Genomic DNA, 19,512 nt, shown 5'->3' with positions numbered 1-19,512 from the left:
GTGGCCACCGCGATCTGTGGAGAGGACTAGTTCTTGTTGGTGCCGGGGGTGAGCACCTTGTCGATGACGAAGACGGTGGCGTTCTTGGTGGGGATGTTGCCGCACAGCACCTTGGCACCGTTGACGGTCATGTTCTCGCCGGAGCCTTCGATCTTGACCGGGCCCCCGGCGGTGTTCAGGCTCTCCACCGACTTGGCGGACTCCAGGCCCTTGGCGTCGTAACGCTTGCCGACGACGTGGTACTGCAGGATCGGGGCCAGCTGGTCCGGCTTGCCCGCGAGCTCGGCGAACTTCGCGTCACCCAGCGCCTGGAAGGCCGGGTCGGCGGGCGCGAACACGGTGATGGCCTGCTGGCTGTTGAGGGTGTCGACCAGGTTGGTGGCCTTGACCGCGGCGACCAGCTTGGTCAGCAGCGGGTTGGTCGAGGCGGCGCTGGCGACGGGCTGCGGGCCCATCGAGTCCAGCGAACCGGGCTCGCTGCCCTGCGGCAGTTTCGAACAGGCCGGGCCGAACACGTCGGCGTTGGTGGTGACCCCGTCACCGGAAGCGGCGCTGGACATCGGGGCCGACATCGAAGAGGACGGGGCGGGCGCGGGGGCACTGCTGGAGCTGCCGGACGAAGCGCTGTCGTTGCTGCTGCAGGCGGTCAGGGCCAGCGCGGTGACCGCGGTGAAACCGATTCCTGCGACGCGAAGCTTGCTCACGGAAAATCACTCCATTTGTTTTTTTCGGGCTCTTACCAGGTATTCGGAACTGCCGCGGGATCGGATTGCCCCTCTTTCGAGTGACCCCGATCACCGGGCGGTGAAACTGATGGTGTGCCAGCCCGTCGCCCCGTCCGGCACCGTTCCGGCGCGGGCGTCGGTCTGCGTGTAGCCGGATTTGTCGATCGCGCGGACGACGGCCTGATGACTGCCCGCCGGGAGGTCGAATTCGGTCCACCACATCCGCCAGGTGTTGCGGCCAACCTCGCGGGAAAGCGTTGCGGGCTGCCAGTTCCCGGAGCCGACGCGGACTTCGACCCGGTCGATGCCGGTGTGCTGTGCCCACGCGACACCCGAAATACGGACCTTGCCGGCGGATACCGTTTCGAATCCTTTCGGACTGTCGATCCTGGACTGCGTTTTGATCGGGGCCTGTTCGCCCCAGCCGCGGTCGAGCCAGTACGCCCGGCGCGCTTTCCAGGTCGTGATCTCGAGGTCTTTGACCCATTTCGTCGCCGATACGTAGCCGTAAAGACCGGGGATGACCAGGCGGGCGGGGAAACCGTGTTCGACCGGCAGCGGTTCCCCGTTCATCCCGATCGCCAGCATCGCACCCCGCTCCGGATCGAGCGCGGCGGCGACCGGACTGCCGGAGGTCCAGCCGTCGACACTGGTGGAGAAGACCTGCTCGGCACCGGGGAGGATTCCGGCCTCCCGCAACAGATCCCCGAGGTCGATGCCGATGAAGTTCGCCGTGGACACATAGGAACCACCGACTTCGTTGGACACACACGTCATGGTGATCGTGCGTTCGATCAGCGGCCGGTCCCGGATGTCGGAATAGCTGTACCGCGTTTCGTCGGCCACCATGCCGTGCAGGCGGAGACTCCAGTCCTCGGTCCGGACCTGCGGTACGGACAGAGCCGTGTCTACGCGATAGAAGTCGCGGTTCGGGGTGAGGAACGTCGGCGTGCCCAGTTTGGCGAAATCCGCGTCGGCCGGGATCGGCGGCGCCGCGCGGACCGGCACCAGCCGCCCGACGGCCGCCCGCGAGGACTCGGCGTCACGGCTTCCGGCGAAGAGCTGGCCGCCCGCCCCCGCCGCACCCGCGGCGACGACGGCACTCGCCCCGGCCAGCAGCACCGACCGGCGCGACGGGGAGACTTCGCCATCCGGCGCCTCTTCCACCGCGAGCACCCTCGCCATGGCCAGGCGGTGCAGCCAGAAGAACACGCCGACCCCGGCGACCAGACTGGCCAGCGGCGCGAGCAGCGCGACCGTGGACAGGTCGGGCCGCTGAGAGACGGCGAATCCGCCCAGGAGACCGAACGCGGCGATCAGCATCAGCCCCGGCACAGGCCCCCGGCGCGAAGCAACCCCGGCCGCCGCGGCGGCGAGCACCATCACCACGGCCATGCCGCCGAGCAGTACGAGCTTGTCGTAGACACCGAACGTGCGGACCGCGAAATCCTTCAGCTCCACCGGCGTCAGGTCGATCGCCCCGTTGCCGACCGCCAGGTACGGCGAGGCGTTGGCGTTGATGAAGCCGGCGACGAGGTGCCCGGCCGCCAGTGCCGCGGCGAGAGCCACGACGCCGAGCGCCGCCGCCCCGAACAACGGGAGGCGTCGATCCTGGCTCGCTCGCGAAGTCTTCATATGAGGTATTCGCGACCGACGCGGTCGCGGACTGGTTTTTCTTGAAATACAAGGAAAACGTGAATCCGCAGAACGCCTCGCGGAGTATTCGAAGCGGGCACGGCCGCGGAAAGGTCACGAAACGGACACGGCCCCTTGAGCCAGGTCCAGCGGATGCCTGGATCGACGATGGAGGATTGGGACATTGAGTGGCCCCGATCCCCCGTTGATCAACGTCAGGTCGGCCACGACCTCCGGCTGACCTGGACGGGGAGGATTCCGGACGTTCAACGTCCGGAATCCTCCCCGTCCAGGTGCCGAGATCGACGATGAAGGAAGCAGGACACTCAACGTCCCGATTCCTTCATCGTCGCGACTTCGCCAGACCCTGCTCGGGTTCGGCCCGCTCTCGACCGTCCACCGACGACACTTCTCGCGACCGTCCCCCCTTGGCACTCACGGCCCCACCAGCCACGGAGACGACACGGAAGGCCGACGTGTCACAACAGGCGATTAAGGTACCGGTGAGTAATCACCTTAAAGTACCAATGCGCGTTGCGGAATGCTACTCAGTGGTGATTTACCTACGGCCAGCGAACACGTTAGTGATGAATATCGTTCACAAATTGGACTGATTCAGCGGCTACCCGTTAGTAAACTTGGCGTGTCGCGTTCCGAGGGTTTCCGCCAGTCCCGCGCGGCTCGCGTCGGCGACGCCAGCGCCGGGACCGCTTGCGTAGTCGCACAGTGAAACAGCACGTCAAACCATCGTGTCGCGTGTCGCTGACGGCCTTTACTCAGAAGTGGTGTGGGGCGGTTCTTCCGGTCGTTTGAGCATGTGTAATCTTCCCTCAGTCACCCACAAGGTGCCCTCGCTCCAAGTCTGCTCAAAAAGCGCAGTAGTACTTCATGAAGCTAGAGATTCGACCTCATTCGGCAGCGCCGATGACCACTATGACATGCGAAAGGAGCAGGCGAGCGGCATGGAGCGCTACATCTGGATTGTGTACGCAGTGTGACGATGAAGGTCGTGTGCTGCGAGTAGGGCACCCGGTTTTCCGGGCGGCGACGCTCGCCCGGAAAACCGGCTCCGAGCGAGCGTCCGCCGTGACTACTGTCGCCCTCTGGGGCGGAGGACCACGCCTTCCGCGAGAAGGATTCGGCGGGTCTGGTTGTAGCTCATGCCGTGGATGTCCGCCAGCTGCCGAATGCTTCGGCCTGCCAGGTAGGCGTTAACGAGTCCCGGCGGCGTGGGTGGCAGCTGGATTTTCGGCGGCCGCAGGGTGACCCCGGCGGCCAGCAGAGTGGTCCGCACCTTGCGATAGCTCAGCGCGTACCTGTCGGCCAGGCTCTCGATCGTCGCGCCGTTGTTGTAGAGGCGGACGAGTTCGGCGGGCTCGCCCGCGCCTTCGTCGCCTTCGGTCACCGGATCATCGCCGCCCCACACAGCTGATCGCTCGTTGCCCGATCTGAGGGAACCCGGCCACCAGGCTCCATCCCGATCCTCCAGACAAGGGCACGAACGGCCAGTCTCACACCGCCAACCGAGTGCTTCACTCGAATGTGGTGTTCCTAACGGCGTGTCAGACGTGACTCGCGAGCCGTGTAGTGACTATCTCGCGCCTTGCTTCGAAGCAATGCGATGGTCCAGAGGCCGACTTTCGGGGGAAACAAACCGACAAGAAGCTCGCATCTGGAGGTACCACCGCTGCTCCGGCCGCTGTTGAATTGGACCAGACCATTCAACGGTGATTGGAGTCCACATGACGCGACGGCACCTTCGCCGGGGGTTGTCCCTGGTGGCAGGCCTCGCCTTGGCGGGAGCACTCCTTCCGACCGCGAGCAGCGCGGAACCCCAGGCAGCCGGGGGTGTTCCACTCGGTGAGCTGACCGCCACGGCGACCAAGGTCGCGTCCGGGCTGGTGAATCCGACCGCGATCACGGCGCTCAACGACGGCAGCGGCCGGATCCTCGTCGTGGAGAAGAGAGGGGTCGTCCGGGCCTACCATCCCCGGACCGGGCTCGCCGCCAAACCGGTCCTGGACATCAGTGACAAGGTGAACGGCGCGGACGTCGAACGCGGGTTGCTCGGGCTGGCCGTCGCCGAGGACAAGCGGGTCTACGTCGCTTACACCCGCAAGTCCGACAGCGCGGTGACGCTGGGGCGCGTCCGGCTGGACACCGGCGAACTCACCGAACTGGTGACCCAGCCGCATTCGGAATTCCCCAACCACAACGGCGGGCAGCTGGCGTTCGGCCCGGACGGATACCTGTACTGGGGGATCGGCGACGGCGGCGGCGCGGCCGATCCGCTGGCCAGCGGGCAGCGGCTGGACACGCTGCTCGGCAAGATCCTGCGCATCGACGTCAATCGCGCCTGCCGTCCGCTGCGGTACTGCGTCCCGGCAAGCAACCCGTTCGTCGGTGTCACCGGCGCGCGGGCGGAGATCTGGTCGTATGGGCTGCGTAATCCGTGGCGGTTCTCCTTCGACCCGGCAGACGGCTCGCTGTGGATCGGTGACGTCGGCCAGGGCAGGTTCGAGGAGGTCGACCACCTCGCCGCGGGCAAGGGTGGCGCGAACTTCGGTTGGTCCTGCAAGGAAGGCCCGGTCGTGTTCGACCAGACGCGGTGCGAGGACGGCGTGGCCTACACCGATCCGGTCTTCCACTACATCTCGGGCGCCGAAGGCTGCGCGGTGATCGGCGGGTACGTCTACCGCGGCAGGAAATACGCCTCGCTGGCAGGTGGGACCTACCTCGCCACCGACTTCTGCCAGGGCACCGCCTGGGCCGTGCGCAAGAAGGCCGACGGGAGCTACGAAAGCGCCCGGATCGGCGAGTTCCCGCTCGACGCCACCACGTTCGGCACCGACCAGAACGGCGAGCTGTACCTGGCCGACGAGCAGTCCGGCGGGCTGCACCGGATCTCGTTCGCCCGCAAGGGGTGAGCCCGGTCCTCGGCCGCGTCCGCCCGGCGCGGCCGAGGACCCGGCCGGCGTTTCATCAAGTTTTCATCATCCCTCCATAGCGTGATGCCGTCTGGTGAATTCAGCGATGGAGGCGACGTGGAGCACACATTCCCACCCGAAGGCGCGCAGTGGCCGCCGCAGGGCTGGGTCCCCCAACCGGCCCCGGCGCCGCCCGCCCGGAACCCCCGGCGGTGGCTCCTGTTCGGCGGCATCGCCGGGCTCGTGGTCGTGCTCGTCGCCGGACTGACGACCTGGCTGCTGTGGCCTTCGAAAGCGGGCCGCGAGCCCTTCGAGCAGGCGCTCGCGGGACTCGCTTCGGCGCCGGCGGTGCGAAACAGCACCTCCGCGGTCGGTGGCATGATGAAGACCGACGTCAAGACGACGGCGTTCGGCGAGACGTCCGGCACGATCTCCTTCCAGGGCCGGAACATCGAGATCCTCGTCGTCGGCGGCAAGGTCTACTTCAAGGCACCCGACGGCATGCTGCCCGGTTCGCAAGCGGACTCTTCGGCCGCCGAAGACCTCAAGGACCGCTGGATCACCGGCGAAGAAGCGCTGTTCGGCCCGGTGCTGCAGCAGTTCGAAGCACCGGAGAAACTCGCCGCCCGGTTGCGTGAGGCATTCGAGCGGGCCGGGGAGATCGACGGCGACCAGAACGAGACGGTCCGGGACGTCCCGGCGATCAAGGCGAGCACACCCGCCGGCGACCTCTACGTCTCGAAGGAAGCACCACATCGTTTGCTCCGGTACTCGGTGAAGATGCCCGGCGGCATGCCGTCCGTCCCGAAGCCGCCGACGATGCCAGTGCCGGAATCGCGGCCGCAGCTCCCCTCCAGTGCAGGCATCGGCGAGTCCGATGTGGACGCTCTGTCGCCGCAGGAGACCGACGCCGTCTACGAGGATCTGGTGTCGAACACCAAGAAGCTCTCCGGTGCGGTCGACACCGGCGTGCGGTTCGACATGGACGGCGCGGCCACGGTCGCCTGCAGCACCTCGGGATGCACGGTGACCGCCAACGTGTCGAACTCCGCGTCGGCGAACAGCGGCGGGAAGGTCACCGGCCAGGTCAACGCCACCATGACCGCGAACGTGACCATCGAGGGCCGGGGTGCGGGGAGTTGCCGGAACACGGCGACCCTGCCGCTGAACGGATCCGGTTCGATCAGTTGTGTCAACGGCGGCGCCGGCGGTGTCTTCGCCTCGGTCGAAGCGGAGAAGAAGGCGGATGCCGAGGCGCGGTCACGGGCCTCCGGCGGAGTACCGGTCCAGTATCAGATCCAGAGCATCGCGGCGGTCTCCGTGCTGGCCGAAGCGATCGGTCAGGTCGAGATCACCCGGCTCGTCGACGAATTGGGGCGGAGGCGGGCCGAGATCGGCGGCCGGTGATCCCTGCCGGTCCTCGACCGGAAGACAGAACAGCGCCGGGCGAACGGCTTCGATGCCGCGCGCCCGGCGCTTTCGCGTCCCGTTGGTCCGGGTCAGTCCGTGCCGAATTCGATGGCCGCGTGGTCGAGCAGCTCGTCGTCGCCCGAAGCCTTGCCGCGCGAGGCGATCGCCTGGGCGCCGCCCGCGTCCATCGCCCCGATCAGCCCGGTCGACGCCGCCTGCGCGGCGCCGATCAGCGTCGGGTGGGTGCCCCCGACCATGCCGAGCTCGGCGTACTGCTCGAGCTTGGCGCGTGAGTCGGCGATGTCGAGGTTGCGCATGGTGAGCTGGCCGATCCGGTCCACCGGGCCGAAGGCCGAGTCCTCGGTGCGCTCCATCGACAGCTTGTCCGGGTGGTAGCTGAAGAACGGGCCGGTGGTGTCGAGGATCGAGTAGTCCTCACCACGCCGCAGCCGCAGGGTGACCTCACCGGTGACGGCCGCGCCGACCCAGCGCTGCAGCGACTCGCGCAGCATCATCGCCTGCGGGTCCAGCCAACGGCCCTCGTACATGAGCCTGCCGAGCCGCCGTCCCTCGTTGTGGTAGCTGGCGAGGGTGTCCTCGTTGTGGATCGCGTTGACGAGCCGTTCATACGCCGCGTGCAGCAGCGCCATGCCCGGCGCCTCGTAGATGCCGCGGCTCTTGGCCTCGATGATCCGGTTCTCGATCTGGTCGGACATGCCGAGCCCGTGCCGCCCGCCGATGGCGTTGGCCTCCAGGACCAGGTCGACCGCGGTGGCGAACTCCTTGCCGTTGATCGTCACCGGGCGGCCCTGCTCGAAGCCGATCGTGACATCTTCCGGCGCGATCTCGACTTCGGGGTCCCAGAACCGGACACCCATGATCGGGTTCACGATCTCGATGCCGGTGTCGAGGTGTTCCAGCGACTTGGCCTCGTGCGTCGCGCCCCAGATGTTCGCGTCGGTGGAGTAGGCCTTCTCGGTGCTGTCCCGGTACGGCAGCCCGTGGGCCTGCAGCCACTCGGACATCTCCTTGCGGCCGCCGAGCTCGCTGACGAACGCGGCGTCCAGCCACGGCTTGTAGATCCGCAGGGACGGGTTCGCGAGCAGGCCGTAGCGGTAGAACCGCTCGATGTCGTTGCCCTTGAAGGTGGAGCCGTCACCCCAGATCTGGACGTCGTCCTCGAGCATCGCGCGGACCAGCAGGGTGCCGGTGACCGCGCGGCCCAGCGGGGTGGTGTTGAAGTAGGTGCGACCGCCGTTGCGGATGTGGAAGGCGCCGCAGGACAGCGCCGCGAGCCCTTCCTCGACCAGCGCGGCCTTGCAGTCGACGGCACGCGCGATTTCGGCGCCGTAGGCCTTCGCCCGGCCGGGGACCGAGGCGATGTCGGGCTCGTCGTACTGGCCGATGTCAGCGGTGTAGGTGCACGGCACTGCACCCTTCTCGCGCATCCACGCGACCGCTACCGAGGTGTCGAGGCCGCCGGAGAAGGCGATCCCGACGCGTTCGCCGACAGGCAGAGAGGTGAGTACCTTGGACATGATGGAAGTATATGCATAGGTGTGTATGACCATGCAAGCCGGGGTGAGCAGGGCAACTCGGATGGGCAAGCGGGACAGGGCACATACCCTGCTCCGCAGGCTCCCCCACGCACATGGAGAGGCTCAGGCACCGTTCCCGCGGAGGATGCGGAGATGCGGTGAGGGCATCGCCACGGTGTCTCCCACAGCTTCACGAGCCGCCGGAACGAGGGGACCGTGCGCGTCGAGTTCGGCCAGCAAGGCCTCGATCGCGCCGGCCTTCGCCGTCCGCGCCCGGCCGCGGAAGAGTTCCGCGGCATCCCTCCACAGCTCCCGCGCGGCATCGGGGTTGCCGTGATCGCACACGATGGCCGCCAGGACCGAGAGAGCCCGCGCCTGCCCGGTCGCGTGCTGTGTCCGGTTCGCCAGATCGACCGCGCGGTGCGCGTGCCGCAACGCCGCAGGGTCATCACCTTCGGCATGCCGCAGTTGGGCGAGCACCGTGTTGAGCTTCATGACCGTCGGAAGGTCTTGACTCGCGTCGACCAATGTCACCGCGGCTTGACATTCCACTGACGCTTCGGCGAGCCTGCCAAGCCGGACCAACAACGCCCCGAGCGCGATGTGCGCCCGCATCAGCTCGGTGGCATCGCCGGCCTCACGCCGTCGCCGCAGGGACTCCCGATACAGACCGAGCGCCTCCTCGTCGTGGCCGCCCATCTCGACCAGCGCGTCGGCGAATCGGCGTTCCGCGCTGGCACACAACATCGGTTCGCCCAGTTCACGAACGGACGGCAGCACCTTCCGATACCTTTCGACCGCTTCCGCCGCGCGACCGGCGTGGAAGTGCACACGGGCCAGATTCAACCTGACCGTCAGGCCGCCGATCGTGATCCCATGGGCGTCGACCAGTTCGAGCGCGCGCAGCAGGCACCGTTCGGCGGCGTCGTCGGCGCCGATGAACATGTGCACGACCGCCAGATCGTTCAGGCAAGAGGCCAGCGCACCCACGTCACCCTGTGCCGCCGCCGCGCGGACGGCGATGGTCAGCCCCTCGACTGCATCGGGGAACCGTCCCTGGAGAAGGAAGAATTCCGTTGTCATCGCGGGGATGGCGTACGCGATGGTGTTCAAAACGCCTTCCGAAGCGGCGATAACCCCCATGAGGGTGGTTCTTTCCCTCAACACCCATTGCCGCGCTTCGGTGACGGTACGAAGCGTGCACGTCCACTCCGTCGGTACCATCGGCGGCAAGTCGAGCAGGCTCTTGTGCGGGACCTGAACCCGATACGCGTCGATGACCATTCTCAGGTAGAACTCGAACATTTTCCTTCGTGCGAGGTCCACATCGGACAGCTGAGCGGCCAGTGACGCGGCGTACAGGTGCAGCAGATCGTGCACGCGATAGCGGTCGAGATCGGCCGGATGCTCGATCAGGTGGGCGGCGACCAGCACGTCGAGCGACCGGCGCACCTCCGGCACCGGGCGCCCGTCCGCGGCGGCGATCGCGTCTCCGGTCACCTCGGCGCTCGGATGCAGGCCGATCAGCGCGAACACGCGCCGTTCCGCGGGCTGGAGGGCTTGATAGGAAAGAGCGAACGCGGAACGCAGGCTCGTACCCGGCCAGTCCCCCTCGTCACCGAGGTCCAGCAGCATTTCCGCCGCGCGCAGATGACCGGCCAAGGTCCGCATCCGCGTGCCCGCTCGCGACACCGCGCGTTCGGCCACCAGGGTCAGCGCCAACGGGTTGCCCTGGCACAGCCGCACCAGCTCTTCGATCCCCGCGACGTCGTCTCGCGCACGGGGCCCGATCCGCCGGGTCAACAAAGATGAGGAATAGCGGTCTTCGAGCGGGCCGACCGTGATCACCGGCGGCGTCAGTTTCGCCGACAGGGACTTCAACCGCCACCGCGAAATGATCAGCACCGTGCAGGACGACAGGACACCCAGCAGGGGCGCGACCTGATCGGTACTGCGCACATTGTCGAGGATGACGAGCATCGAGCGCCGGGCGAGCAGTGCGCTCAGTTTCGCCGCACGGGCGATCGGATTGACCACTTGATCCACTGGAAAATCCAGCAATGACAAGAGAGTGTCGACTATTTCGCCCGCATCGGCCCGCGCGGCTCGACTGTCACCACGAAGATCCAGCATGACCGCGCCGTGCCGATAGCGTCGTTCGGCGCGATGAGCCCACTTGGCCGCCAAGGTCGTCTTCCCGACTCCAGGCCCTCCGGTCACCACCACGGTGGACCGTCGCGGAGCACCCGCCGAATCGGTCGTGCAGGCGTCGAGCAGGGCGATCAGATCGACCCTGCCCGTGACGTCGTCGATGTCCGGCGGCAAATGCCGGATCGCGTACTCCGGCTGCCCGGCGGAATCAGAAATCGTTCGTCCCCGCCGCGGCATCGCCTGTTCCGGTCGAATGACCACTTTCTCGTAGACCGCCCGGAGTTCCTCCGCCGCCCGTATTTCTCCCAGCTCCCGGTAAGTGCCGTGCATCGCGCGGAAGAAGTCGGTGGCTTCCGCGGGCTGGTCGGCCTCGACCAGTGCTCGAATACGCAATTTCGCGAAGATCAATTCCATCGGATGCGCCTGCTCGAGCTCCCCGAGTCTCCGCACGGCAGCCTCGGCTTGGCCGATCGCCAATTGTTCGGTGACGACGAATGCGTTCGCCGGAATCCACTCCGCGCGGATCCACCTGGTGCGCCATCCGTCGGCGCGTTCGGTACGCAGATCGGACAAGGCGTCGTCTCGCCACAACCGGACGGCCGCGAGTGCCTCGATCAGCGCGCGGTCGTGCTCCCCGTCCCGGCGGAATCCGCCGGCCTTGTCCATCATGGCCCGGAATCCGACATGGTCGATCAGTGCCGGTTCGACCTCCAGGAGACAGCCACCTTTGCCGACACTCACCTGTGCGGGCACAGATTTTTCGTGGAACGCCTGGCGAAGCCTGGCCGCGTACTGATGCAGCGTCGAGCGGGCGTCCCGTGGCGGTTCCTCGTGTTCTTCCCATACCCAGTCCACGAGGACGTCCACCGGCATCCGCCGATTCGGCGCGGTCAAGAGCGCGGCCAGCACCTGTCTCGCCCGCGGACCCGCCCAGTTCACGTCCACATTCCCGTGCATGAGCATGGCCGTTTGCCCGAGAATTCCGAATGCGATTTCCACGAGTACTCCTCTTCCCCATGGCGAACCGGGTTCGCCACCCCTGTCCCGCAGGATCATTTTTCCACCGGGCGGCGCATAAGGCCAGGTAATCGACATATTTGTCAACCAGTGGCGATCATCGTTGATCAATTGTCAATGGACTGACAACGGGCAAAAGCCGTTTTCTCCACGTTCGCTCCCATGCTGACTGCGGATACCGGAGTTCGAACGAGGGGAATGACATGACCGAGTCATCTTGGGAACGCAGTCCGGTGGGGAGTCCTGACCTCCGCTTCGCGACACGCAAAGGCGTCAAGTCCGTGCTGGTGATGATGCCGCACATCGTCGCCGGAAACCGGCTGCTCGATCTCCTTCCCTTACTCGAAGCCGATCACCGACTCCAAGTCGTCTTCACGGTGCCGGAGCCGTGGGAGTCTTGGCGCGCCACGCGGGACTTCGTGGACCGCCAGGACGGAGTCGTCCTGCCGTGGGCACAAGCCCGCCGCGGCGACTACGACCTCGTCCTCGCCGCCAGCCAGCGTGGCATCGACGAGGTCACCGGACCGGTACTGCTGATCCCCCATGGCGGCGGGTTCGGCCAGTACCGGCCGTCGCGACCGCAGGACGCCGGACACGGCTGGAGTCCCCAGATCGGACTCGACTCGAGCCTCTTGATGCGAGAAGGGCGGGTGCGCGCCGACTCGATCGTGCTCGTTCACGACCGTGAGATGGACATCCTCGCCGAGACCTGCCCCCGCGCGCTCCCGGCCGCGATCGTCGCGGGCGACATCGCCCTGGACCGGCTCACCGCCAGCCTTCCCTTCCGCGACCATTACCGGCGAGGCCTGGGTGTCTCCGACGACCGCCGTCTGGTGGTGGTCACCTCGACCTGGTCCGACCGCTCGGCCTTCGGCCGTCATCACGACCTGTTCGAGCGAGTTCTCAGTGAACTTCCGCCAGAGCGTTTCCAGGTGCTCGGGGTCCTTCACCCCCAGATCTGGTCCCACCACAGCCGCTGGCAGATTCGCGCGTGGCTGGCCGACAGTCTGCGGTCCGGGTTGACTCTCCTGCGTCCTGAAGGAAGCTGGCGGGCCGCCTTGGTCGCCGCCGACCACGTCATCGGTGACTACGGCTCCGTGACCGGCTACGCGGCGGGCATCGGCAAGCCGGTGCTCCTGGCCGTGGACGGCACGCAGCCACTGTTGCCCGGCACGCCCAGCGCGGTCATCGCCGAACACGCGCCACGGTGGACGCCCGGCGGACCACTCGTCCCCCGGTTGCGCGAGGCGGAGTCCGCCGGCGTGGCCGAGCGGGTCCGCGCGCTGCTGTCGTCTCGCCCGGGCCGCGCGGGGACGATCCTGCGCACCGAGATGTACCGGCTCCTCGGCTTGACCGAACCCGTCAGGACGATCCCGGTGTCGCCGGTGCCGATCGCGGAGGTGCTGCCGTGCTGATCCCGGCGGCGCGAGTGCGCGTCACTTCCTCGCTTCACACCGGGATCCACCGCATCGACGCGGGAGGAAGCTCGTTCCTCCTCGCCACGGCCGGTGACGGCATCCCCGCTTCTCTCGCCGACGTACTGGTCCACTCCGGACCAGTAAGTGCCGCGGACGCCCGTGCCGTGATCGCGGGCGCGTTCGACCGACTGCCCGGTCTCACGATCGTCGCCATCCCCTGCCCACCCGGGCACTGCCTTGTCGGCGACCGCACAGGAGACCTGGCCGTCATCCCTTGCGAGTCCGCCGCACTGGCGGGCGCGGGGGCGTATCTATGGTTGCTCGGCCGTCGCCGACTCCGGCGGCTGAGGTCGATCAGGTCGGGCGTCCAAGGCCCCCAGCCAAGCCTGGACCCGCTCGACCAGCGGCCCGCCGACCGGACCGCACAGCTCGAGCGCTTGGCTCAGCCGGAAGCGAACGGCGTCGAAATCACCTTCGAACTCGGCGACCTCGGCGAAAGCGACCTGCACCTCGGCCTGATAGACGGGCGAACCTGACTCGGCGAACACCGCGGCGGCGCGTTCAAGCTCGCGTTTCGCCGCGGTGATCTCGCCGGCGCGCGCCCCGATCAGCGCCAGTACCACACAGACCCGGGCCTCGGCCTTCACATCACCGATCTCGATGAACATCTCTTGCGCGAGACTCAAGTGCCGCACGGCGTCGGCGGTCCGGCCCGCCTGGAGCAAGGCCTCACCGATCCGGCGGTGTCTCAGTGCCACGCCACGGTCGATCCCGAGTTCCCCTTCGATCACCAGGCTTTCGCTGAAGAACTCGACCGCCCGCTCGAAGTCGCCGCGCCCTTGGGCCGCCATGCCCAGCCGGTCCAGTGCCACGGACTCGTTGTGCCGGCTTCCCGCTCCTCGTGCCAGTTCCACCGCTTTCGAGCATTCGTGCTCAGCGGCCTCGAAGCGCCCCAGATCCAGGTAGGCGCGGGCCAGCTGGCAGCGCAACCGTGCTTCGGCCACCGGGTCGGAGCACCGGTGTGCCGCGGCGATCCCGATCTCGTGCGTCCGGATCCACCGCTGATAGTGCTTGCGGTACGTGAAAAGTTCCCAGAGAGCTTCACACAGTTGCCAGGTCAGTTCGTCGTTCCCGAGCGCGAACGTCTCTTCGAGCACCTCGACGATGTCCGGCAACCGTTCGTCCAGCCAGCGAAGGGCTTCGGCGCCCGTATCGAACAGTGGCGGCGAACCCTCGTACCGGGCGCGCACGGGGCCGACCCGCCATCTCATCGGGATCACCACCATGTTCGCCCGGGTCATCCGGTGCAGGTACCAGTCCGCGATCCGGGGGACGACGTCGAAGCGTTCGTCGTCGGGTATCGACTTGGCGTGCAACCGCACCAGATCGTGGAAGCGGTAACTGCCCTCGCCGACCTCTTCGAGGAGGCTCGCGTCCGCCAGCGCCTGCAGCCCGTCCGCGGCCTCGTCTTCGGGGACCCGTACGGCCGCGGCCGCGACCCCCACTTCGACGGCCAGGCCTGGATGTTCGCTGATCAGCCGATAGAGCCGGGCGGCGTGCGGCGGCAGGGCGGCGTAGGACGAGTCGAAGGTCGCCGTCAACGACGCCTCACCCACCGGCGAGAGCTTCGCCAACCGCACTCGTTCGTCACGAAGCTCCGCCACCATCCGGGCCACCGGCCACTTCGGCCGCGACGCCAATCTCGCGCCCGCGACCCGGAGCGCGATCGGCAACCGGCCGCACAAGGTCGCCAGCGCAGTCACATCGGACAGTTCGGCGGCCACCCGCGACTTCCCCACCGAGCGCTTCAGCAGCTCGACGGCGTGCTCCTGCGGCAGGGGCGCCATGTCGACGAACCGCGCGCCCTCCGCGTGCAGGCCGTCCAGCCTCAGCCTGCTGGTGACCACCACGACACAACCCGACGAGGCCGGGATCAGCGGCCGCACCTGGGCGGCGGAGATCGCGTTGTCCACCACCAGCAGCAGCCGCAGTCCCGCCGTGATGGTCCGGAACAGCGCGGACTGCTCGGCCAAGCCGACCGGTACCCGTTCCGGCGGGACACCGAGCGCGCGCAGGAACGCGCCAAGGGCGTCCTCGGGCGGCACCGCCGTCTCCGGCGAGAACCCTCGCAAATCCGCGTACAGCTGGCCCGCCGGGAAACGCTCGGCGTTCCGGACCGCCCAGGTGACGGCGAGCGCGGTCTTGCCGACTCCACCGGGGCCGACCACGACGGTCACCGCGGGCGATCGGTCGACCGGGTCGCCCTCCTGGCAGGCGGCAGCCGAGTCGAGCGCCTCGAGTTCGGCGATCCGGCTGGTGAAATGCGCGGGCACCGGAGGCAACTGCCGGGGGACGGGGGGACGCGAAGGTGATAGTACGGCGGTTTGCGGCGACACCGTCCCGATGTCATCCCCCATGGCCGCGCCCCGAACGGTCGCCGGCCGAATCCGATTTGCGCGGCCGCCATTCTTCCCGAAGCGACACCGCATTCAGTGATGGCCGAAACAGCGGTTTTCCGGATGGCGCCCACACTGAAGAACGCATGCTCGTGATCCCCCCACACGGCCGTATTCTTTTGTCCCTGCAACACCCGGACACGGATCCACATCGTGCCGTACCGCCACGCCTCATCCGAGAACTCCAGACAAATCCTCGAACCTCCCTGTCTACCTCGCCAAGCGGGACCTTCCTCCCCGAAACCGGTATATCCACCCGAAAGAAGCAAGACTTGTGCGCGATCGGAAGGGGCGGATACCGCTGAATGCAGGAGCACCGAGTGGTATCGCCACGTACTGTGATCTCGCACACTCAGTCCCCTCATGCATGCTTCCGCGACCGCCAATACCTGCAATCCGCATCGGCGGCGAGCCGAATATCAGCCAAAAAAGGGACGGTACTGGATCCTTTTCCAGAAGCACTTCAGGACAGGCGAATGATTCCCTTTTACGGGGGATATTCCGCCCGAATACCCGGCCGCGGGGTTCAGGACAGCCGGACGCACGACATAGGCGGACTCGTGCCGCTGTCGCAGCACGTCGGCTACTCGGCCATCTACTCGCCCAAGATCGTTTCCGTTGCGTTCATCCCTCGTTCGGGGCAATTCGGACATTGCCCATGCCCCGGAGTAGCCACTTGTGTGACCTCTGTATGCTCCGCTCTCGCTCGATGGGATTACTCATCCCCTGTTCGGGCGAGCCGTTGCGGTCGGGGCCTGTGGTCGCACACGGCACTGACATACGTGGTCCGTATTCGGATGGGAGACACATGCACGGCAGGTCAGTTCTGGTTCGCGGCGGGATCGCGGTGGCTTCCGCGGCCGTCGCGCTGACGATGGCCGCTCCGGCCGCCCTCGCCGACGACGGCGCGGCGCGTGGCCGGGTCATCGACGGCGTCGGCCAGAGGGGCTACAGCGTCAACTTCGGGGATCCCAAGCACTATGTCCCGCAGTTGTTCGAGCTCAAGCTCTCCGACGGCAGCAAGCTCAAGATGTACTGCGTCCAGGTTGAGGTCGGCATGCGCACCGACCAGGACATGATCGAGCGCCCGTGGAACAAGTACCCGGACGCCGCCTCACCGTTCAACAAGAACAACGCGAAGATCAACTGGGTCCTGCACCACGGCTACCCGGCGGTCGCCGTGAAGTCGCTCGAGGGCGCGCTGGGCAAGAAGGACGTCAAGCTGACCGACGGCCTGTCCGTCGGTGAAGCCGTCACCGCGACCCAAGCCGCCGTCTGGCACTTCAGCGACGGCAAGAACCTCGACCGCGAAAAGCCGCTGATCGACGCCGACGCCAAGTCGTCGGCCGACGTGCTGGCCCTCTACGACTACCTCACCGGCAAGGACAACGCCGGTATCGGGCAGCAGCCGAAGCCGACCCTGGACATCGGCCCGGCCAAGGCCTCGGGCGCGACCGGCACCCGGATCGGCCCGTTCAGCGTCGCCACCACCGGTGACATCACCCAGCTGACGAGCAAGCTGCCCGAGGGCGTCAAGGTCACCGACGCCGACGGCAAGGAGATCAAGGCCGGCGCCATCAAGGACGGCACCAAGGTCTACGTCGACGTGCCCAAGGACGCCAAGGACGGCTCCGGTTCGTTCGCGCTGAAGGTCAGCGGGCACCTCGACACCGGCCGCCTGTTCGTGGGCGAGAACTACGCCAAGGTCCCCGCCCAGTCGCTGATCGTCGCGGAGTCCGAGAAGACCTCGGTCGTCGCGAACGCCACCGCGAACTGGAAGCAGGGCGGCGCGCCCGCCACCGACACCCCGGCCCCCACCACCACCCCCGGTGGCGCCGAGTCGGGTGGCGGCGACGAACTGGCGAACACCGGCGCTTCCGCGGCCCTGCCGCTGACCATCGGCGGCGCGCTCCTCGGCGCGGGTGTGCTGATGGTGCTGCTGGTGCGTCGTCGCCGTAGCGAGGCGTAAGAATATCTCGACGAAGAACGGGGTCGGTCCACAGTGGACCGATCCCGTTCGTCGTTCACCGGTCGTGATGCGTACCCGGCGTATGCCCGAAGGCGCGGCGGAAGACGTCGATGAAGGCGCTGGTGGACGCCCAGCCGCAGGCATGCGCCACCGTTCAATGACAGGCGGTCACCGCAGGAACAAGGCGGGGCCGGACGACTGGAAGTCGTTCGGGAAACTGTCGCTGGCCGTCGTCTTCCACTCGATCGTCTTCATCGGACTGAGCACTTTTGTCTCGCTTTACGCCCAGGAGCGGACCGGCGGCGGGACGACGACGGGCAGCGCCGCGCTGTTCCTGCTTTTCCTCGGCGGAGCCGTGGGTACCCTGCTGGGCAGCAGGCTGGCGGAGCGCTGGGAGCGAGTCGCCCTCGTGCGCTGGTCGTACCTCGGCGCCATCGTCGCGGTCGCCGGAGTCGTGTTCGTCCCCGGCCCGGGCTTCTTCCCGTTCGTCCTACTGGCCGCGGTGGGCCTGTACATCCCCTTCTCCCTGCGGATCACGTTGTCGCAGGATCTACCTGCCCACCCGGGTCGGCACCGCCAGCGGCGGCACCCTCGGCCTGACGGTCAGTATCGGCGGCCTCGCGAGCCCCGTCATCGGCACGATCGCCGATCACACCTCCCTGCGTATCGCGCTGATCCCCTGATCGCACTGCCGCTTTTGTGCTGGATCACAACGCGGACCCTGTCGGAGCCGTGCTCGGCCCAAATCGGAATGCCGCGCGTGGAAAACCGTCAAATTCCCGTCGATAAATCATGTACGCCTCTGTACATCATGAGTTACCGGCTGGTAGGTTCCGGATCATCCCACTGTGATCCACTTCATGATTCAAAGGGGAGTCATGATCCAAAAGCCCGCACGCCTGCTGGCCGTCGCGATCGCGTTCGTCCTCGCTTTCGTCGCCGCGCCCGCCGCCACCGCCGCTCCCGGAACCGATTCCTTCTACCGCTACGACGGCAGTGAACCGTTGTCGTCGTACAGCCCCGGAACAGTGCTCAAGACCCGGACGCTGAATTACCACGTCATCGGCATTTCCACGCCGCTCAAGGTGACCCAGCTGCTCTACCGGACCACCGACGCGCTGGGGAAACCGTCCGCCAACGTCACTTCGGTGCTCCGCAGCCTCACCGGCGACAGCACCAAAGCCGTTTCGTACCAGTCGTTCTACGATTCGCTCAACCCCGAGCACGGGCCGTCGCGCGCGATCGCCGGTGACGTCTCGCTCGGTGGCCTGATCGCGAACGCGGAGTCGCTGCTCATCGCACCCTCCCTGCTGCAGGGTTACAACGTCGTCATTCCCGACACCGAAGGACAGGACGCGAACTTCGCGGCCGGGCCGGAATACGGCACCAACACGTTGGATTCCATCCGCGCCGCGACCCGCGCCCCGGAAACGGGAATGAACGACAAAACGCGCTTCGGTCTCCTCGGTTATTCCGGAGGCGCCATCGCGACCGGCTGGGCGGCGGCACTCGCGCCCGGTTACGCGCCCGAGGTCAACAAGAATCTCGTCGGCTTCACCGAAGGCGGGGTGCTCGTCAAACCCTCGCACAATCTCAAGTACGTCAACGGAAGTGTCGCGTGGACCGGCGTCATCCCGATGGCGCTCATCGGTATCGCCCGGTCGTTCGAAATCGATCTCAAGCCGTACGCGAACCCCTATGGCCTCCAGGTGCTCAAGGACATGGAGAAGGCGTCGATCGTCGACGCGATCGGCCGCTATCCCGGGCTGACGTGGGAAAAGTTCGTCAAACCGGAATACGTGAACCCGAATACCGTGCTGCCGTACGTCGAGGCCGTGAACAAGGTCAACCTCGGTTCGGCGCCGACGCCCACCGTCCCCGCCTTCATCGCGCAAGGCAACAACGGCGTCCTGGAGGGCACTTTCGGCAATCCGCCGGGCATCGGGACCGGCGACGGCGTGATGGTCGCGGGTGACGTGCGCGCGCTCGCCCGGCAGTACTGCGAAACCGGCAACAAGTCGGTCAAGTACGACCAGTACAACACGCTGAGCCACGTCGGGGCGGCCGTCGTCTGGGCGCCGCTGGCGATCGGCTGGCTCAACGACCGGTTCGCGGGCAAGGCCGCGCCGTCCAGCTGCGGGAAGATCGCGCCCGGGAACTCTCTCGCGCCGGAGGTGCCGGTCGGCTGAGGCGGTCCACTGGTCGTGAGTGGTAATGACGGTTCTAACCGTCATTACCACTCACGAGGCTCTGGATCGGTACCGTG

At 67.0% G+C, this 19,512-nt stretch carries 12 protein-coding genes and 1 pseudogene; 6 read left to right on the top strand and 7 right to left on the bottom strand.

Going from position 1 to position 19,512, the window contains the following annotated elements; all coding sequences use genetic code 11:
- Positions 1–26 precede the first annotated feature (26 nt).
- From ACZ54P_RS24110 to ACZ54P_RS24100, 3 genes are all read right to left on the bottom strand, one after another.
- Positions 27–704 carry a fasciclin domain-containing protein gene (locus tag ACZ54P_RS24110; RefSeq protein ID WP_465463821.1) on the bottom strand — a complete coding sequence of 226 codons (678 nt, stop codon included), beginning with the start codon at positions 702–704 and terminating at the stop codon, positions 27–29.
- Between the two features lie 90 nt (positions 705–794).
- Positions 795–2,360 carry a molybdopterin-dependent oxidoreductase gene (locus ACZ54P_RS24105; RefSeq protein ID WP_465463820.1) on the bottom strand — a complete coding sequence of 522 codons (1,566 nt, stop codon included), beginning with the start codon at positions 2,358–2,360 and terminating at the stop codon, positions 795–797.
- A gap of 1,090 nt (positions 2,361–3,450) precedes the next feature.
- Positions 3,451–3,765, bottom strand: a complete 315-nt coding sequence (locus ACZ54P_RS24100) for a helix-turn-helix domain-containing protein (RefSeq protein ID WP_465463819.1) — start codon at positions 3,763–3,765, stop codon at positions 3,451–3,453.
- A 337-nt stretch (positions 3,766–4,102) separates the two neighbouring features.
- Here ACZ54P_RS24100 and ACZ54P_RS24095 point away from each other — a divergent pair, with 337 nt between their 5' ends.
- Both ACZ54P_RS24095 and ACZ54P_RS24090 read left to right on the top strand, forming a co-directional pair.
- On the top strand, positions 4,103–5,287 hold the full coding sequence (locus tag ACZ54P_RS24095; RefSeq protein ID WP_465463818.1) for a PQQ-dependent sugar dehydrogenase: 1,185 nt from the start codon (positions 4,103–4,105) through the stop codon (positions 5,285–5,287).
- A gap of 117 nt (positions 5,288–5,404) precedes the next feature.
- Positions 5,405–6,694: an SON protein gene (locus tag ACZ54P_RS24090; protein ID WP_465463817.1), complete on the top strand. Its 1,290-nt coding sequence runs from the start codon at positions 5,405–5,407 to the stop codon at positions 6,692–6,694.
- Between the two features lie 92 nt (positions 6,695–6,786).
- Here the strand turns inward: ACZ54P_RS24090 and argG are convergent, their stop codons facing one another.
- Complete coding sequence (argG, locus tag ACZ54P_RS24085) at positions 6,787–8,235, bottom strand: argininosuccinate synthase (RefSeq protein ID WP_465463816.1); 1,449 nt, start codon at positions 8,233–8,235, stop codon at positions 6,787–6,789.
- Positions 8,236–8,358: 123 nt separating this feature from the next.
- The gene (locus tag ACZ54P_RS24080; RefSeq protein ID WP_465463815.1) at positions 8,359–11,385 is read right to left on the bottom strand and encodes an AfsR/SARP family transcriptional regulator; all 3,027 of its coding nucleotides are present in this window, start codon (positions 11,383–11,385) and stop codon (positions 8,359–8,361) included.
- Positions 11,386–11,606: 221 nt separating this feature from the next.
- Between ACZ54P_RS24080 and ACZ54P_RS24075 the strand changes: the two genes are divergently transcribed.
- Complete coding sequence (locus tag ACZ54P_RS24075; protein ID WP_465463814.1) at positions 11,607–12,818, top strand: hypothetical protein; 1,212 nt, start codon at positions 11,607–11,609, stop codon at positions 12,816–12,818.
- A 314-nt stretch (positions 12,819–13,132) separates the two neighbouring features.
- Here ACZ54P_RS24075 and ACZ54P_RS24070 read toward each other — a convergent pair whose 3' ends face one another.
- Positions 13,133–15,154: a tetratricopeptide repeat protein gene (locus ACZ54P_RS24070; protein ID WP_465463813.1), complete on the bottom strand. Its 2,022-nt coding sequence runs from the start codon at positions 15,152–15,154 to the stop codon at positions 13,133–13,135.
- Between the two features lie 931 nt (positions 15,155–16,085).
- Between ACZ54P_RS24070 and ACZ54P_RS24065 the strand changes: the two genes are divergently transcribed.
- The gene (locus ACZ54P_RS24065) at positions 16,086–17,246 is read left to right on the top strand and encodes a thioester domain-containing protein (RefSeq protein WP_465463812.1); all 1,161 of its coding nucleotides are present in this window, start codon (positions 16,086–16,088) and stop codon (positions 17,244–17,246) included.
- Between the two features lie 55 nt (positions 17,247–17,301).
- Here ACZ54P_RS24065 and ACZ54P_RS24060 read toward each other — a convergent pair.
- Positions 17,302–17,397 (bottom strand): annotated as a pseudogene (locus tag ACZ54P_RS24060) (AraC family transcriptional regulator); the annotation flags it as partial.
- A gap of 72 nt (positions 17,398–17,469) precedes the next feature.
- Between ACZ54P_RS24060 and ACZ54P_RS24055 the strand changes: the two are divergent.
- Positions 17,470–18,246, top strand: a complete 777-nt coding sequence (locus ACZ54P_RS24055) for a hypothetical protein (RefSeq protein ID WP_465463854.1) — start codon at positions 17,470–17,472, stop codon at positions 18,244–18,246.
- Positions 18,128–19,435 (top strand): lipase family protein, encoded by a 1,308-nt coding sequence (locus ACZ54P_RS24050; RefSeq protein WP_465463853.1) that lies wholly within the window; start codon positions 18,128–18,130, stop codon positions 19,433–19,435. Before ACZ54P_RS24055 ends, ACZ54P_RS24050 begins: the two co-directional genes overlap by 119 nt.
- Positions 19,436–19,512: the final 77 nt, after the last annotated feature.

The sequence above is a fragment of the Amycolatopsis sp. NPDC034160 genome, from assembly GCF_055575355.1.
The sequence above is the reverse complement of the archived record's forward strand: the minus strand, read 5'-3'. Positions and strand labels throughout refer to the sequence as shown.

Bases quoted from the DNA above. Each gene is read 5' to 3' on its own strand.
- ACZ54P_RS24105 (WP_465463820.1), bottom strand. From the start codon at position 2,360: ATGAAGACTTCGCGAGCGAGCCAGGATCGACGCCTCCCGTTGTTCGGG.
- argG (WP_465463816.1), bottom strand. From the start codon at position 8,235: ATGTCCAAGGTACTCACCTCTCTGCCTGTCGGCGAACGCGTCGGGATC.
- ACZ54P_RS24075 (WP_465463814.1), top strand. From the start codon at position 11,607: ATGACCGAGTCATCTTGGGAACGCAGTCCGGTGGGGAGTCCTGACCTC.
- ACZ54P_RS24095 (WP_465463818.1), top strand. From the start codon at position 4,103: ATGACGCGACGGCACCTTCGCCGGGGGTTGTCCCTGGTGGCAGGCCTC.
- ACZ54P_RS24065 (WP_465463812.1), top strand. From the start codon at position 16,086: ATGCACGGCAGGTCAGTTCTGGTTCGCGGCGGGATCGCGGTGGCTTCC.